This is a genomic window from Embleya sp. NPDC059213, from assembly GCF_042754445.1.
Taxonomy (GTDB): domain Bacteria; phylum Actinomycetota; class Actinomycetes; order Streptomycetales; family Streptomycetaceae; genus Embleya.
The window spans coordinates 1-16,602 of the sequence record NZ_JBHZAV010000205.1 but is presented as its reverse complement, the minus strand read 5'-3'; the positions used below and the strand labels follow the sequence as shown (position 1 = coordinate 16,602).

Sequence of the window (16,602 nt, the reverse complement as noted above, 5' to 3'; positions counted from 1 at the left end):
GACCGGCGGTGAGGGTGCGCGCGGCGCTCGGGACGCCGCTCGGGCCGACCACGCCGGCGCTCGCCCGGTGCGCCCGGCCCGACCGCGCCCGGGGGCGGCCCGGCCCGGTCGCACCCACGACGCGCATCCGGCCGGCCGGCCTCGGCCCGCCGTGCGGATGGGCGACCCGCGCAAGCGGCTGCGGATCGGGCTGATCGCGCTCGGCGTGGTGCTGACCCTGTTCGCCGGCCGGCTGCTCCAGTTGCAGGCCCTGGACGCGCCCGCCTATGCCGCACAGGCCGCCGCCAAGCGCACCCAGACGGTCAACGTCCCGGCCGAACGCGGCTCGCTCACCGACGCCTTCGGGGTCAGCCTGGCCAAGTCGGTGGACGCGTACGACGTCACCGCCGACCCGGCCCAGGTGCAGAAGTACGACCCGCACGCCACCGCGCTGGCGCTGGCCCCGCTCGTGAACGGCGACCCGGTCGCCATCGAGGAGAAGTTGCGCACCCCCAAGTCGCGCTACGTGGTGCTCGCCGCACAGGTCGAGCCCGCGGTGTGGAATCACATCCGCCAGGTGCAGAAGGACCTGGGCAAGGTACGCCGCAACGACCTGGTCGGCATCTACTCGACCAAGCACAGCAAGCGGGTCTACCCGGCCGGACCGGTCGGCGCGAACCTGGTCGGCTTCGTCAACGCCACCGGCCACGGCGGCGGCGGCCTGGAGATGACCCTGGACGGCCGACTGGCGGGCAAGGACGGCCGGACCACCCAGGAGATGGTCTACGGCCGTCGGGTGCCCACCTCCGACCTCACCGGCCGCGAGGCGGTGCCCGGCGCCGACGTACAACTGACCGTCTCGCGCGACCTCCAGTGGTACGCCGAGCAGTTGATCGGCGCCAAGGTGACCGAGACCAAGTCCGAATCCGGCACGGTCGTGGTCCAGGACGTGCGCACCGGACAGATCCTGGCGATGGCCACCGCGCCCGGCTACGACCCCAACCACATCGGCCCCGGCGACGTGCACAACCTCGGCAACCGGGCCGTCGAGGAAGCCTACGAGCCGGGCAGCACCGGCAAGGTGATGACCATGGCCGCGGTCATCCAGGAGGGCCGGGCCACCCCCGGCACGCACGTGACCGTGCCGAACCGACTCGCGCGCGCCGACCAACTGTTCAAGGACGAGCACGACCACCCCACCCAGCAGCTCACCCTGGCCGGCGTGCTGGCCAAGTCCAGCAACATCGGCACGATCCTGGCCTCGGAACAACTCTCGCCCAACCGGGCCGAGGCCAACGCCAAGCTGCACGACTACCTGACCCGGTTCGGCGTCGGACAGCCCTCCGGGCTGAAGTTCCCGGGCGAGACCCCCGGCATCCTGGCCCAGCCGCAGAAGTGGAACGGCAGCCAGCAGTACACGATCCCGTTCGGCCAAGGCCTGTCGGTCAACTCGGTCCAGGCCACCTCGGTGTTCCAGACCATCGCCAACGGCGGCGTGCGGATCGAACCGAGCCTGGTCAAGGGCAGCACCGGCCCGGACGGGAAGTTCAAGCCCGCCGAGGCACCCAAGTCGAACGTGGTGGTCAGCCCGGAGACCGCCCGCCAGGTGAGCGACATGCTGGAGACGGTGGTCGCCGACGACGGCGGCACCGGCAAGAACGGCCGGATCCCCGGCTACCGGGTCGCGGGCAAGACCGGCACCGCGAACCGGGTCGACCCCAAGACCGGCCGCTACAACGGCTACACGACGTCCTTCATCGGCTTCGCCCCGGCGGACAACCCGCAGGTCGTGGTGTCCGTCACGCTCCAGGCGCCGGGCATCGACGGCGGCGGCGGCAGCCTGTGCGCACCGGTGTTCCAACAGGTGATGACGTTCGCCCTGCAGAGCCGCCGGATCGCCCCGAGCGGCAGCGCGCCGCTGGACCTGCCGATCGAGTGGTGAGGGTGCCGCGCCCGTTCGCGACGGCTTCCCCGTCGCCGGTCGCGGCACCACCGAGGACGAGTCGACGGCCCAAAGCGCGGTAGCCTGCCCGCCGTGCCCAACCGTGATCTGCGCCGCCCAGCCGAGGTGCGCCCCCAACCGCTGACCGGCCTGGCCGGGTTCGTCTCCGTCCCCCTCACCGGCGCCCCGAGCGACCCGGAGACGACGCTGACGGGTGTCACCCACGACTCGCGGGCCGTGCGCCCGGGGGATCTGTACGCCGGGCTTCCCGGCGAGAACTTCCACGGTGCCGCGTTCGCCGGACAGGCCGCCGCGGCAGGGGCGGTGGCCCTGCTGACCGACCCCGCGGGCGCCGAACTGGCCGCCGACAGCGGCCTGCCGACCCTGGTGGTCGCCGATCCGCGCGGCCGACTGGGTGAGATCGCCGCCTGGGTCTACGGGCGGCCCGCGCAGGACCTGGTGTTGTTCGGCGTCACCGGCACCAACGGCAAGACCACCACCGCCTACCTGCTCGACGGCGGACTGCGCGCCGGCGGCGGCACGACCGGGGTGATCGGCACGGTCGAGACCCGGATCGGCGAGGAGGTGGTGCCCAGCGTGCGCACCACCCCCGAGGCCACCGACGTGCAGGCGCTGCTCGCGTCGATGCGGGAGAACGGCGTCACCGCCGCGGTCATGGAGGTCTCCAGCCACGCGCTGGCGCTGGGCCGGGTGGACGGCACCGTCTACGACGTCGCGCTGTTCACCAACCTGTCCCAGGACCACCTGGACTTCCACGCGTCCATGGAGGAGTACTTCGAGACCAAGGCCGAGCTGTTCACCCCGCGCCGCTCGCGGATCGGCGTGATCGACGTGGACGACGCCTACGGGCGTCGGCTCGCGAAGACGGCGAGCGTGCCGGTGCTGACCGTGTCCGCGGCGGGCGCCCCGGAAGCCGACTGGCGGGCCGAGGACATCGACCCGGGCCCGGACGGCAGCCGCTTCACCGTGGTGGGCCCGGACGGGCAGAAGGCCGAGGCGAGCGTGCGGCTGGCCGGCACGTTCAACGTCTCCAACGCGCTGCTGGCGATCGTCGCGCTGACCGCGGGCGGCGTATCGCTCGCGGACGCGGTCGAGGGCGTGGGCCGCACCCCGGGCGTGCCCGGGCGGATGGAGCGGGTGGACGCGGGGCAGTTGTTCCTGGCCCTGGTCGACTTCGCGCACACCCCGGACGCGGTGGAGACGCTGCTGGGCGCGCTGCGCCCGGTGACCGCCGGCACGCTGACCATCGTGCTCGGCGCGGGCGGCGACCGGGATCGGGCCAAGCGCCCGCTGATGGCCGCCGCCGCCGCCCGGTTCGCCGACCGGGTCGTGCTCACCAGCGACAACCCGCGCTCGGAGGACCCGTCGGCGATCCTGGCCGAGATGCTCACCGGCATCCCGGGCCTCGCCGACCCGCACGGCAGCGTGCTGGTCGAGCCGGATCGGGTCGCGGCGATCGGGCTCGCGGTGGAGCAGGCCGGCCCGGGCGACACGGTCGTGGTCGCGGGCAAGGGACACGAGCAGGGCCAGGAGTTCGCGAACGGGGTCAAACACCCCTTCGACGACCGCGTCGAGCTGCGTCGCGCGGCGGCCAGAACCATGCACGGCGGCCCCGCGTCCCCGAAGCAGTCCGACGATGCGAGGATCGTGGCTCCCGCACCATCAACGCACACCCCGACGTCCGAGACCCCGAACCCAGGCGTCCCGGCGACCGGCACCTCGCGTGCCGAGGAGACGAACCAGTGATTTCCACCACTCTTGCCGAGATCGCGAAAGCTCTCGGAGGGCGGCTCGCGGGCGACGCGGACCCGAACGCCCGCATCACCGCCGAGGTGGTCGTGGACTCCCGCAAGGTCGGCCCCGGCTCGCTGTTCGCGGCCGTGCGCGGCGAACACGTCGACGGGCACGACTACGGGCGCGCCGCGATCGAGGCCGGTGCCGTCGCGGTCCTGGCCGACCACGACCTCGATGTCCCGGCGATCGTCGTGGACGACGTGGTCCGCGGTCTGGGCGTGCTCGCCCGGGTGATCACCGGCCGACTGCCGAACACCACGGTGATCGCGTTGACCGGGTCCTCCGGCAAGACGAGCACCAAGGACCTGATCGGCCAGGTGCTCGCCCGCATGGGTCCCACGATCGCCCCCAGCGGCAACTTCAACACCGAGATCGGCCTGCCGCTGACCGTCCTCGGCGTGACCGAGGAAACCCGATACCTGGTCGCCGAGATGGGCGCACGCCACATCGGCGACATCGCCTACCTGTGCGAGATCACCCCGCCGCGGATCGGCCTGGTGCTCAACGTCGGCTCCGCGCACATGGGCGAGTTCGGCGGTCGCGAGGGCATCGCCCGGGCCAAGGGCGAACTCGTCGAGGCGCTGCCCGCCGACGGCGTGGCGGTGCTCAACCAGGACGACCCGCTCGTGCGGGCGATGGCGCAGCGCACCAAGGCCCGCGTGGTCACCTTCGGCGAGAGCGCGAAGGCGGACGTACGGGCCGAGAACGTGACACTCGACGAGCAGGGCCGAGCCTCCTTCACGCTGTGCGTGCCGGAGGGCAGTGCGCCGGTGATCTTGCGCCTGTACGGTGAGCACCACGTGGCGAACGCTCTCGCGTGTGCCGCGGTGGCACGCGAAGTGGGCATGACCGTCGAGGACATCGCGGCGGCCCTCGGCGCTGCCGGTACGATCTCCCGCTGGCGGATGGAAGTGACCCGCAGGGACGACGGGGTGACCGTCGTGAACGACGCGTACAACGCCAACCCCGAGTCGATGCGAGCCGCGCTCAAGGCGCTCGTCGCGATGGCGGGCGGCAATCGTACGTTCGCCGTGCTGGGCGAGATGCGTGAGCTGGGCGAGGAGTCGCTGACCGAGCACGATGCGATCGGGCGACTCGCGGTACGCCTGAACATCCACCGGCTGGTGGCCGTGGGCGGCAGGGAGGCCGCCTGGATCGACATGGGCGCGAAGAACGAGGGTTCGTGGGGTGAGGAGTCGGTGCTGGTGCCCGACGTAGAGGCGGCCGTCGAACTACTCCGGGGCGAACTGGCCCCGGGCGACGTCGTACTGGTGAAGGCGTCCCGAGGGGTGGCCCTGGAACGGCTCGCGGCCGCGCTGTTGGCGGACGCCGCCGGGGACGACGTGAGCAACGCGGAGGTGCACGGGTGAGGGCCATCCTCATCGCCGGCGGCATCGCCCTGGTGTTGTCGCTGATCGGTACGCCGCTCGCGATCCGGATCCTGGTCAAGCGTGGCTACGGCCAGCTCATCCGGGACGACGGTCCGGCCGGACACCACAGCAAGCGGGGTACGCCCACCATGGGCGGCGCGGTGATCATCCTGGCGGCGCTGGCGGGTTACGGCGGCGCCAAGGCGATCACCCTGGAGACACCCAGCGCGTCCGCGCTGCTGGTGCTGTATCTGATGGCGGGCCTGGGCCTGGTCGGCTTCGTCGACGACTTCATCAAGATCGTCAAGCAGCGCAGTCTGGGTCTGCGGGCCAAGGCCAAGCTGGCCGGACAGTCCTTCGTGGGCATCTCGTTCGCGCTCCTGGCGATCCAGTTCAAGGACGCGCGCGGGTTCACCCCGGCGTCCACACACCTGTCCTTCGTGCAGGACACCGCGCTCGACCTGACGCCGGTGTTCTTCGTGATCTGGGCCTACATCCTGATCGCCGGGCACTCCAACGGCGTCAACCTCACCGACGGTCTGGACGGTCTGGCGACCGGGGCCTCGGTGATCGTGTTCGGCGCGTACACCTTCATCGGGGTCTGGCAGTACGGCCAGTCCTGCCTGAACGCGCCCGGCGTGGGCTGTTACGACGTGCGCGATCCGCTGGACCTGGCGATCGTGTCCGCGGCGATGATGGGTTCGTGTTTCGGCTTCCTGTGGTGGAACACGTCACCGGCCAAGATCTTCATGGGCGACACCGGTTCGCTCGCACTCGGCGGCGCGCTCGCCGGGCTGGCCATCCTGACCCGCACCGAGCTGTTGTCCGCGCTCATCGGCGGCCTGTTCCTGATCATCTCGCTGTCGGTGATCATCCAGGTGGGCTACTTCAAGATGACCGGCAAACGGGTGTTCAAAATGGCGCCACTCCAGCACCATTTCGAACTCAAGGGGTGGACCGAAGTACTCATCGTGGTTCGGTTCTGGATCATCGCCGGCCTGTGCGCCATTCTCGGGATCGGCATCTTCTACGCGGGCTGGGTTACGGGAACTTAAAGAGACGTGAGTAAGACAGACCTGAGCACCTTCACCCATCACGGTGCGCCGTGGGCCGAGTTGTCGTTCTGTGTCGCGGGCACCGGGGTCACCGGTGCCTCCGCGGCCCGGGCGCTGCACGGCCTGGGCGCGCGCGTCGTGGCGATCGACGGCGTCGACGACGACAACGCCCGGCGGCGCGCCGAGGAACTGCGCGCGGTGGGCGTCGAGGTGCGCCTGGGCGACGACGAGAGCCTGCCGGAACGGGTGGACGTACTGATCGCCTCGCCCGGACTGCGGCCCACCAAGCCGCTGTTCGCCGCCGCGCGCGCGGCGAGTGTGCCGGTGTGGGGGGATGTCGAACTGGCCTGGCGGCTGCGGCCGCGGGAGAACCCCGCGCCGTGGCTGGCGATCACCGGCACCAACGGCAAGACCACGACCGTGCGCATGCTCGCCTCGATCCTGGAGGCGTCCGGCAAACGGGTCGCGGCGGCCGGCAACGTGGGCACGCCCGTGGTGGACGCGGTGCTCGCCCGCGACGGGGACGGCGAACCCGCCTACGACGTACTCGCGTTGGAGTTGTCCAGCTTCCAACTGCACTGGCTGCCGACCTGGGAGGAAAGCCCCAAGGACGACGCCGGCGCGCCGCGGATGCTGGCCGCGGCGGTGCTCAACATCGCGCCGGACCACCTGGACTGGCACGGCTCGCCGGAGGCGTACGCGGCGGACAAGGGCCGAATCTACGGCGGTTGCCAGATCGCCTGCGTGTACAACCTGGCCGACCCGCAGACCGAGCAGCTCGTGCACGAGGCCGAGGTCGAGGAGGGCTGCCGCGCGGTCGGCTTCGGGCTCGGCCCGCCGAGCCTGTCCAACTTCGGGGTGGTCGAGGATCTGCTCGCCGACCGGGCGTTCGTGGCCGATCGGCACAGCACGGCCGCCGAGTTGGCCACCGTGGGCGATGTGAACCCGCCCGCGCCGCACAACGTGGCGAACGCGCTGGCCGCCGCCGCGCTGGCCCGCGCCTACGGCGTGCCGCCGGTGGCGGTGCGCGACGGGCTGCGCGCGTTCCGGCCGGACGCGCACCGGATCGCGCACGTGGCGACGGTGGCCGGTGTCGACTACGTGGACGACTCCAAGGCCACCAACGGCCATGCCGCGGCGGCCTCACTGGCCGCCTACCGGGACATCGTGTGGATCGCGGGCGGCCTGGCCAAGGGCGCCTCGTTCGACGACCTGGTCTCCGGCGCGAAGAACCGGCTGCGCGCGGTGGTGCTGATGGGCGCCGACCGTGCGGTGATCAAGGACGCGCTCGCGCGACACGCCCCCGATGTCCCCGTGGTCGAGGTCGCCGCGACCGACACTGGGGCCATGGAACTGGTGGTGGGTGAGGCGGCGGCGCTGGCGCGGCCCGGGGACACCGTGCTGCTCGCGCCCGCGTGCGCGTCGATGGACATGTACGCCAACTACGGAAAGCGCGGCGACGCCTTCGCCGACGCGGTTCGCGGACTCGACCCAGCGGCCGGCTGACCGGGCGAGCGATGGCCGCCGGTCCGCAGACTCGCGAGGCACGCCCCACGCCCACCGCCGACAAGCGGCGGCCGCGGGGCGGTTCGCGGTTGCCCAAACCGCGCGCCGACCCGGCGCGCGCGCCCGGATCGGCGCGCCGCGAGGTGCGCCGGGCCCTGGACAGCCCGCTCACCGCCTACTACCTGCTGCTCGGCTCGGGCCTGCTGCTGACCGTGCTGGGTCTGGTGATGGTGCTCTCCGCGTCGCAGATCACCTCCCGGACGATCTACGGCTCCTTCGACGCGATCTTCACCAAGCAGTTGATCGCGGTCGCGATGGGCTTCCCGTTGATGTGGATCGCGTCACGTCTGCCGCTGCGCTGGTATCGCCGGTTGGCCTATCCGTTCCTGATCGGCTGCGTCGGCGCGCTGTGCCTGGTCCTGGTGCCCGGTCTGGGCATCGAGGTGAACGGCAACCGGAACTGGATCGGCTTCGGCTCGTTCCAGATCCAGCCCTCCGAGTTCGCCAAGCTGGGCTTGGTGTTGTGGGGGGCCGACGTGCTCACCCGCAAGCGCCGGCTGCTCGGCCGGTGGCGGCACATGTTCGTCCCGCTGCTGCCCGGGGCCATGGTGATCCTGTTCCTGGTGCTGCTCGGTGGTGACATGGGCACCGCGATGATCATCACCGTGCTGGTGCTCGCGCTGTTGTGGATCGCCGGCGCGCCCGGCCGGTTGTTCGCCATGGCGATCGCCGTGGTGTCCGTGCTGGCCACCGTGCTGATCGTGCTCAAGCCGCACCGGGCCGCCCGCTTCGCGGGATTCCTGGACCCGTTCTCCGACCCCAACGGCAGCACGCTGCAGGCCGCCCAGGGCATCTATTCGCTCGCCACGGGCGGTTGGTTCGGCAGTGGAATCGGGACAAGCTACGGCAAATGGGGCACTTTGCCCGAGGCGCATACAGACTTCATCTTCGCCGTCATCGGCGAGGAATTGGGTCTGGTGGGGACGCTGTCCGTACTCACCCTCTTCGCGGCCCTAGGCTATGCAGGTATCCGCGTCGCGAGTCGCACGAAAGACCAGTTCGTACGGCTCGCCGCGGGTGGCGCGACCGCGTGGATCATGGCCCAGGTCATGATCAACGTCGGGGCGGTGCTCGGCCTGCTGCCGATCGCCGGAGTGCCGTTGCCATTGGTGTCCTACGGAGGTTCCGCCCTGCTTCCGACCATGTTCGCCGTGGGCATGCTGTTGTCCTTCGCCCGAGGTGAGCCAAAGGCCGAGGCGGCGCTCGCCGCACGCGGGCCCGGGGCGGTTCGTCGAGCGTTCGCGCGGATCCTGCCGCGCAGGGATGGGTGAATCAGGTGCATGTCGTCCTTGCCGGCGGAGGAACCGCCGGGCACATCGAGCCCGCTCTGGCATTGGCGGACGCGCTGCGCCGCCAGAACCCCAATGTGGGTATCACGGCGCTCGGCACGGCCAAGGGCCTGGAGACCAAGCTCGTTCCCGCTCGCGGCTACGAACTCGCGTTGATCCCGGCCGTGCCGTTGCCGCGCAAGCCCACGCCCGAGCTGATGACCGTTCCCGGTCGCCTGCGCGGCACCATCCGCGAGGCCGCGGCGGTCCTGGAACGGACCAACGCGTCCTGCCTGGTCGGCTTCGGCGGCTACGTCGCGCTGCCGGGCTACCTCGCGGCCAAGCGCCAAGGGGTGCCCACGGTGGTGCACGAGGCCAACGCCCGGCCGGGCCTGGCCAACAAGATCGGCGCCCGCTACACCCGATTCGTCGCGGTGAGCACGCCGGACAGCAAACTGCGCGGGGCCCGCTACATCGGCATCCCGCTGCGCCGGGCGATCGCCACGCTGGACCGCAACGCGCTGCGCGACGAGGCCCGCGCGATGTTCGGCCTGGACCCGATGCGGCCCACGCTGCTGGTGTTCGGCGGTTCGCAGGGCGCCCGACGGCTGAACGAGACGCTCGCCGCCACCGCCCAGCAACTGCTCGCCGAGGGCGTCCAGGTGCTGCACGCGGCCGGGCCCAACAACGAACTCAAGATCAGCTCGCCGCCCGGCGGCCCGGCCTACGTCGTGGTGCCCTACCTCGACCGGATGGACCTGGCCTACGCGGCGGCCGACATGGTGCTGTGCCGGGCGGGCGCGATGACCTGCGCCGAGCTGGCCGCGGTCGGCCTGCCCGCGGCCTACGTACCGCTGCCGATCGGCAACGGCGAGCAACGGCTGAACGCGCAGCCCGTGGTCAAGGCCGGTGGCGGCCTGCTGGTCGACGACGCCGACCTGACGCCGGACTGGATCCGCTCCTTTGTGCTGCCGGTGCTCACCGACGCGCGCAGGCTGCACGACATGGGCAAGGCGGCGGCCGAGTTCGGTCGGCGCGACGCCGACGAGGAACTGGTCCGGATGGTCCACGAGGCGATCGCCGCCGCGCGATTGCCGCAGTAGTCGCAGGCCGAGGAGCGTTCTTGCCCGAGACGAGGGAGCGCGCGCCGGGGCGTCCGGCCAAGGTCCGCCCGGGGCGTCCGGCCAAGGCCGGGCGCGGCCCGCGGCGGCGCTGGACCAATCTGCGCCCGCTCCTCGTCCTGGTGCTGCTCGTGCTGCTCGCCGGGGCCGGGTGGGGGATCGTCTATCACTCGCCCCTCCTGGACACCCGCACGGTGGCCGTCGGCGGAACGGGCACGCTGCCCCGGGATCAGGTCGCCCGGGTCGCGGCGGTGCCCATCGGCGAGCCGCTGGCCGGGATCGACCTCGACGCGATCCGGGCCCGGGTGGCCGCGATCCCGCGGGTCGCCTCGGCGCACGTCGAGCGGGACTGGCCGCACACCGTGCGGATCTCGGTGCGCGAACGGGTGACCGCGCTGGTCGTGCCGGCCGCGGGCCGCTACGCGGAGTTCGACAAGGACGGCGTACGGTTCGGTACGGTGGACGCCGCACCGGTGGGGGTGCCGGTGGTCGAGACCGACGCCGACACGGTGAGTCGGGAAACACTACGGGGGGTGGTCCAGGTGGTCACGGCATTGCCACCGCCGGTCGCCCAACGTGTGCGCGACATCACCGCGCGAACCCGGGACGACATCGTGCTCGTGCTGGACAAGGGCGAGACCGTGGTGTGGGGCGGAGCCGAAGCGTCCGACCGCAAGGCTCTCGTACTCGCGGCGCTGTTGCCACGACCGGCGAAGTTCTACGACGTCAGCGCGCCCGACGCGCCGGTGACCCGGACCCAACCGTTGCCCTCGGTGGCGCCGCCCGCGCCCGCCCAGCCGTTACCCCCGGTCGCACCCGCCGCGGCGGTTTCGACCCCGATCACGCCGTGACGAGGAGCGGAAGCACCCCGGCACTGCGATAAAACAATAGGGACAGGTTCGGCGTGTTCGTTGAACCGTGTCCGATGGGGACCTAGTGTCGGCCTAGCCCCCAGGTTGACAAAGCAGTAATCCGCACCGTTCGCATCGGCGGCGTTCGATGCGAATCGGTGTAACTCTATACCTGAGGGTGAGGGTTTTGGTGGCTCGCGGAAATCGCGTCCCGACCTCCCCAAGTCGGCAAATGTCGGCATGCCGGAACCACGGCACGCCGACCGGAACTCGAGGCGAGAGGCCTTCGACGTGGCAGCACCCCAGAACTACCTCGCAGTCATCAAGGTGGTCGGTATCGGCGGTGGCGGTGTCAACGCCATCAACCGGATGATCGAGGTCGGTCTCAAGGGCGTCGAGTTCATCGCGATCAACACCGACGCCCAAGCCCTCCTCATGAGCGATGCCGACGTCAAGCTCGACGTCGGCCGGGAATTGACCCGCGGCCTCGGCGCCGGCGCGAACCCCGACGTCGGCCGCAAGGCCGCCGAAGACCACCGCGAGGAGATCGAGGAGGTCCTCAAGGGGGCCGACATGGTCTTCGTCACGGCGGGCGAGGGCGGCGGCACCGGCACCGGTGGCGCCCCCGTGGTGGCCAACATCGCCCGCTCGCTCGGCGCGCTCACCATCGGTGTGGTCACGCGCCCGTTCACCTTCGAGGGACGGCGTCGCGCGAACCAGGCCGAGGACGGCATCGCGCAACTGCGCGACGAGGTCGACACCCTGATCGTCATCCCCAACGACCGACTGCTGTCCATCTCCGACCGGCAGGTCAGCGTCCTGGACGCGTTCCGCTCGGCCGACCAGGTGCTGCTGTCCGGTGTGCAGGGCATCACCGATCTGATCACCACGCCCGGCCTGATCAACCTGGACTTCGCCGACGTCAAGTCGGTGATGTCCGAGGCGGGTTCGGCGCTGATGGGGATCGGTTCGGCGCGCGGGGACGACCGGGCGGTGGCGGCGGCCGAGATGGCCATCTCCAGCCCGCTCCTGGAGGCGTCCATCGACGGCGCCCGCGGCGTGCTGCTCTCCATCTCCGGCGGCTCCGACCTCGGCCTGTTCGAGATCAACGAGGCCGCGCAACTGGTCAGCGAGGCCGCGCACCCCGAGGCCAACATCATCTTCGGCGCGGTGATCGACGACGCCCTCGGCGACGAGGTGCGGGTCACCGTGATCGCGGCCGGCTTCGACGGCGGGCAGCCGCCGTCCAAGAGCGAATTGGGCAAGCCCGCGACCACGACCCAGGCGTCGCGGCCGGAGCCGGTGGGGCGGCCGACCCAGAACCAGGGTCCGGGCGTGCTGCACGAGCCGACCCCGCCGCCGACCACCTACCAGACGCCGGTTCCCCCGAGCCCGCGCACGCCGTTGGTGCCGGAGCCGATCAAGGACGACCTGGATCTGGACATCCCGCCCTTCATGAAGTCGTAGCACCGTGAAGTCGTGACATTCGCGGCAAAACACGCGAGCGCTACGACACTCTCGATAAATCGACACAAGAATTTCGACACAGGGAGTGGGCCCGACGTGTTCACGCGAAGGGCCGCCTCCGGCGGCGCCCGTTTCGCCTTCACCGACCGGTGGGGCGGCACGGGCGTCGCGCCGTATGACGAGTTGAACCTCGGCGACCATGTGGGTGACGACCCGGGCGTGGTCGCCGCGAACCGCGCGCGCACCGCCGAGGCGTTGGGTCTGGCACCCGAACGGGTGGTGTGGATGAACCAGGTGCACGGCGGTACCGTCACCGTCGTCGACGCCGCGTCCGCCGAGCCGTTGCCCGCCACCGATGCCCTGGTCACCGCGACCGCGGGGCTGGCGCTCGCGGTTCTGGTCGCCGACTGCACCCCGGTACTGCTCGCCGATCCGCAGGCCGGCGTGGTGGCCGCCGCGCATGCCGGCCGACCGGGGCTGGCCGCGGGCATCGTGCCGGCCGCCGTCGAGGCGATGTGCAAGCTCGGCGCCGACCCGGCGCGGATCCTCGCCCGGACCGGGCCCGCCGTCTGTGGCGCCTGCTACGAGGTTCCCCAGGCGATGTGCGACGAAGTGTCCGCAGTTGTCCCGGCGGCCCGCGCACGCACCCGCGAGGGCACTCCGGGGCTCGATATCCCGGCCGGAGTGTGGGCGCAACTCGCCGCGCAGGGGGTTGTGTCGGGTGAGAAATCGCACATCTGCACCCGCGAGTCGAGCGACCATTTCTCCTACCGCCGGGACCGGCGCACGGGTCGGATCGCCGGCTACGTGTGGCTCGCGCAGAGCTGACCCCGCCCGGGCGGGTCCGCCCCTCGTCGGCGACGATGGACGAATGGAAACGCACGCTCAGCCGACCGCGGACGGCGCCCGTCGAGGTGCCGAACTCGCCGCCAACCTGGCCGCCGTCGAGGACCGGATCGGCGCCGCGTGCGCGAGTGCCGGTCGCCCGCGCGCGGACGTCACCCTCGTGGTGGTGACCAAGACGTATCCGGCGAGCGACGTGCGACTGCTCGCGGGACTCGGCGTTCGCGACGTGGGCGAGAATCGCGACCAGGAGGCGGCGCCCAAGGCGAAGGCCACCGAGGACCTCGACCTCACCTGGCACTACGTCGGTCAACTCCAGACCAACAAGGCCAAATCGGTGGCCGGTTACGCCGATGTGGTGCACTCGCTCGACCGAGTCAGGCTGGCCCGTTCGTTGTCCGCCGCGGCCGAGCGGCAACAGCGCACGATCACCGCGCTGTTGCAGGTCAGCCTGGATGAAGACCCGGCCCGCGGTGGGGTTTTTGCCGCCGATCTGGACGAACTCGCCGACGTGGTCGCCGGTGCGCCGAACCTGATTCTCGGCGGGGTGATGGCGGTGGCTCCGCTCGGTGTCGAACCCGCCCGCGCGTTCGCCGGGTTGCGAGAAATCGCAACCCGCCTACGCGAAGCCCATCCGACTGCAAACATGGTTTCCGCGGGGATGAGCAACGACCTCGAAGCGGCCATCGAGGCCGGGGCGACACATGTACGCATCGGTACTGCGGTGCTCGGAGTCCGGCCTTCCCTCCGGTAGCGTCGCCGTGAAGTGGATCGCACGACCCACGGTGACCTCAGCCGATCCACCGTGAGACCGGAGGAAGCGGAACATGGCCGGCGCAATGCGCAAGATGGCGGTCTACCTCGGCCTCGTGGAGGACGATGTCTACGAGTATGACGATTACGATGAGGACGACATCGGCCAGGACGGCCGCGACCGGGTCGAGCGCACCGATCGCCGCGAGGAGCGGCGGGACGAGCGTCGTGAGGAGCCACGTGAAGTACGCGAACCGCGTGGGGAATCGCGGGAACGTCGCGAGGATCTCGTTCGTGGAGCTACTGCCCTTCGCGAAGCGGGGGCCCTTCGCGACGAAGGCCGCCTTGAAGAACACCGCGCAACAGTGTCCGCCATGCCCGAACGCCGTCCCGAGAGCAGCACACCGGTGACCGTACACAAAGTCGTCAGCGAACGTGAGCCCTACCGCATCACGACGCTGCACCCGCGTACCTACAACGAAGCCCGCACGATCGGCGAGCACTTTCGCGAGAGCACGCCCGTGATCATGAACCTGACGGAAATGGAGGACACCGACGCCAAGCGCCTGGTGGACTTCGCCGCGGGTCTCGTGTTCGGCCTGCACGGCAGCATCGAGCGGGTCACCCAAAAAGTCTTCCTCCTGTCGCCTGCTAACGTCGATGTGACAGCCGAGGACAAGGCCCGCATCGCCGAGGGCGGGTTCTTCAATCAGAGCTGAGGTGTGCGAAAACTGAGGCTAGGTGCGGTCCTGACCAGAGGGACGGCACACGAGGGGGCAGGTAAATGAGCATCGCGCTGGAGATCATCCGCATCGTGCTCTACTGCTTTTTGATCGTGTTGTTCTTCCGCTTGGTGATGGACTACGTGTTCCAGTTCGCGCGGTCGTACGAGCCGCGCGGGGCCATGGTGGTATTGCTGGAGGCCACGTACTCCATCACCGATCCACCGTTGAAGTTGCTGCGCAGGTTCATTCCTCCGCTGCGCCTCGGGGGTGTAGCACTCGACCTGTCCTTCTTCGTACTGATGATCATCGTCTACATCCTGATCTCCGTCGTGGGCAGGCTGTAAGCGGTACCGTCTGTCCGATGCCGACGATCACGCTGAGGTGAAGAGATGCCGTTGACCCCCGAAGACGTGCGTAACAAGCAGTTCACGACCGTCCGTCTCCGTGAGGGCTATGACGAGGACGAGGTCGATGCGTTCCTCGATGAAGTCGAGGGCGAACTGACCCGACTTCTCCGGGAAAATGAGGACCTGCGGGCGAAACTCGCGGCGGCGACCCGTGCCGCCGCGCAGAGTCAGCAGCAGGCTCAGCAGCGCAAGGAGCGCGAACGCCCCGACGCACCCGTCCCGGCAGCCATATCCGGGCCGACCCCCGTTCCCCCGCCGCCCCAGATGGGTGGCCCGCAGGGGATGCAGGGCGGCCAGCACCAGATGCAGGGCGGCCCGCAGCAGCTCGGTCCCGGTGGACCGCAGCAGCACCCCATGGGGGGCCCGCAGCAGCTCGGTCCCGGCATGAGTGGTCAGCACCAGCTCCAGGGCCCGCCGCAGCACCAGTTGCAGGGCGGCCCCGGCATGAGCGGCCAGCACCAGCTTCCCGGTCAGCAGCACCAACTGCAGAGCGGTCAGCACCAGATGCAGGGCGGCCCCGGCATGGGCAACCCGAACATGAGTGGTCAGCACCAGCTCCAGGGTCCGCCGCAGCACCAGCAGCAGCTGCAGCAGCACCAGTTGCAGGGCGGCCCGCCGCAGCTCGGTCCGGGTGGACCGCAGCAGCAGCAACAACAGATGGGCAACCCCGGTGGCGACAGCGCCGCTCGGGTGCTCGCGCTGGCGCAGCAGACGGCGGACCAGGCGATCGCCGAGGCCCGCTCCGAGGCGAACAAGATAGTGGGCGAGGCACGCACCCGCGCCGAGGGCATGGAGCGCGACGCGCGTTCCAAGGCGGACGCCCTGGAGCGGGACGCGCAGGAGAAGCACCGCGTCGCGATGGGCTCTCTGGAGAGCGCCCGCGCCACGCTCGAGCGCAAGGTCGACGACCTGCGTGCGTTCGAACGTGAGTACCGCACGCGCCTGAAGTCGTACCTGGAAAGCCAGCTTCGTCAGCTGGAGTCGCAGGCCGACGACTCGCTCGCGCCGCCGCGCACCCCGGCCACGGCCTCGTTGCCGCCGGCCATGTCGTCGGCGCCGGTACCGATGTCGCAGTCGATGGGCCAGTCGATGTCGCCGTCGATGTCCCAGCCGTCGTCGATGTCGCCGGCCATGACGCCGTCGATCGGGCAGCAGATGAGCCCGGCGATGACGCAGCAGATGTCGCCGGTGCGTCCGCAGCCGCAGCAGCCGCAGCAGATGCAGCAGCCCTCGCCGATGCGCGGGTTCCTGATCGACGAGGACCCCGACAACTGACCGGCCACTGAGCGTCGGTCGGCACATCCGAGAAGCGCCCGCCCCCTTCGGGGGGGCGGGGGCGTGAGCGGGTTGGGGGGGTTTTGGGGTTGGTAGGGGGTTTTGGGGGGGGGGGGCGGGGGCGGCCCGCCCCGCCCGGTCCAGTGTGATAATAAAAAAAAACAA

At 70.7% G+C, this 16,602-nt stretch carries 14 protein-coding genes; all 14 read left to right on the top strand.

The features are described 5' to 3' along the window. Positions 1-1,921: peptidoglycan D,D-transpeptidase FtsI family protein (locus tag ACFXMF_RS40845; protein WP_380021081.1), on the top strand; the 1,921-nt coding region annotated here is incomplete at its 5' end. 93 nt (positions 1,922-2,014) lie between these two features. Next, positions 2,015-3,688 carry a UDP-N-acetylmuramoyl-L-alanyl-D-glutamate--2,6-diaminopimelate ligase gene (locus ACFXMF_RS40840; RefSeq protein ID WP_379992210.1) on the top strand — a complete coding sequence of 558 codons (1,674 nt, stop codon included), beginning with the start codon at positions 2,015-2,017 and terminating at the stop codon, positions 3,686-3,688. Continuing rightward, positions 3,685-5,106, top strand: a complete 1,422-nt coding sequence (gene murF / locus ACFXMF_RS40835; protein WP_360305060.1) for a UDP-N-acetylmuramoyl-tripeptide--D-alanyl-D-alanine ligase — start codon at positions 3,685-3,687, stop codon at positions 5,104-5,106. The genes ACFXMF_RS40840 and murF overlap by 4 nt, the downstream gene beginning before the upstream one ends. Further along, positions 5,103-6,161, top strand: coding sequence for a phospho-N-acetylmuramoyl-pentapeptide-transferase (gene mraY / locus ACFXMF_RS40830; protein WP_355537423.1), 1,059 nt, complete (start codon positions 5,103-5,105; stop codon positions 6,159-6,161). The genes murF and mraY overlap by 4 nt, the downstream gene beginning before the upstream one ends. Before the next feature lie 6 nt (positions 6,162-6,167). After that, complete coding sequence (gene murD, locus ACFXMF_RS40825; RefSeq protein WP_379992211.1) at positions 6,168-7,667, top strand: UDP-N-acetylmuramoyl-L-alanine--D-glutamate ligase; 1,500 nt, start codon at positions 6,168-6,170, stop codon at positions 7,665-7,667. Positions 7,668-7,678: 11 nt separating this feature from the next. Continuing rightward, the gene (gene ftsW / locus ACFXMF_RS40820) at positions 7,679-8,998 is read left to right on the top strand and encodes a putative lipid II flippase FtsW (RefSeq protein ID WP_360305062.1); all 1,320 of its coding nucleotides are present in this window, start codon (positions 7,679-7,681) and stop codon (positions 8,996-8,998) included. A 5-nt stretch (positions 8,999-9,003) separates the two neighbouring features. Continuing rightward, entirely contained in the window at positions 9,004-10,098 is a 1,095-nt protein-coding gene (gene murG, locus ACFXMF_RS40815; protein ID WP_360305467.1) for an undecaprenyldiphospho-muramoylpentapeptide beta-N-acetylglucosaminyltransferase, read from the top strand. Positions 10,099-10,118: 20 nt separating this feature from the next. After that, positions 10,119-10,967, top strand: coding sequence for a cell division protein FtsQ/DivIB (locus ACFXMF_RS40810; protein WP_379992166.1), 849 nt, complete (start codon positions 10,119-10,121; stop codon positions 10,965-10,967). 291 nt (positions 10,968-11,258) lie between these two features. After that, the gene (gene ftsZ, locus ACFXMF_RS40805) at positions 11,259-12,434 is read left to right on the top strand and encodes a cell division protein FtsZ (RefSeq protein WP_379992165.1); all 1,176 of its coding nucleotides are present in this window, start codon (positions 11,259-11,261) and stop codon (positions 12,432-12,434) included. Between the two features lie 96 nt (positions 12,435-12,530). Further along, positions 12,531-13,262 carry a peptidoglycan editing factor PgeF gene (pgeF, locus tag ACFXMF_RS40800; protein WP_379992164.1) on the top strand — a complete coding sequence of 244 codons (732 nt, stop codon included), beginning with the start codon at positions 12,531-12,533 and terminating at the stop codon, positions 13,260-13,262. A 43-nt stretch (positions 13,263-13,305) separates the two neighbouring features. After that, positions 13,306-14,031, top strand: coding sequence for a YggS family pyridoxal phosphate-dependent enzyme (locus tag ACFXMF_RS40795; RefSeq protein WP_360305070.1), 726 nt, complete (start codon positions 13,306-13,308; stop codon positions 14,029-14,031). A 73-nt stretch (positions 14,032-14,104) separates the two neighbouring features. Further along, a complete protein-coding gene (locus ACFXMF_RS40790) occupies positions 14,105-14,749 on the top strand; it encodes a cell division protein SepF (protein WP_026218733.1) in 645 nt (214 codons plus the stop codon). Between the two features lie 65 nt (positions 14,750-14,814). Further along, positions 14,815-15,099 (top strand): YggT family protein, encoded by a 285-nt coding sequence (locus ACFXMF_RS40785; protein WP_020552920.1) that lies wholly within the window; start codon positions 14,815-14,817, stop codon positions 15,097-15,099. A gap of 45 nt (positions 15,100-15,144) precedes the next feature. Continuing rightward, positions 15,145-16,437: a DivIVA domain-containing protein gene (locus tag ACFXMF_RS40780; protein WP_360305073.1), complete on the top strand. Its 1,293-nt coding sequence runs from the start codon at positions 15,145-15,147 to the stop codon at positions 16,435-16,437. Positions 16,438-16,602: the final 165 nt, after the last annotated feature.

Excerpts from the sequence above, each read along its gene's own strand:
- ACFXMF_RS40780 (WP_360305073.1), top strand. The coding sequence starts at position 15,145 with ATGCCGTTGACCCCCGAAGACGTGCGTAACAAGCAGTTCACGACCGTC.
- ACFXMF_RS40795 (WP_360305070.1), top strand. The coding sequence starts at position 13,306 with ATGGAAACGCACGCTCAGCCGACCGCGGACGGCGCCCGTCGAGGTGCC.
- ftsW (WP_360305062.1), top strand. The coding sequence starts at position 7,679 with ATGGCCGCCGGTCCGCAGACTCGCGAGGCACGCCCCACGCCCACCGCC.
- ACFXMF_RS40790 (WP_026218733.1), top strand. The coding sequence starts at position 14,105 with ATGGCCGGCGCAATGCGCAAGATGGCGGTCTACCTCGGCCTCGTGGAG.
- ACFXMF_RS40785 (WP_020552920.1), top strand. The coding sequence starts at position 14,815 with ATGAGCATCGCGCTGGAGATCATCCGCATCGTGCTCTACTGCTTTTTG.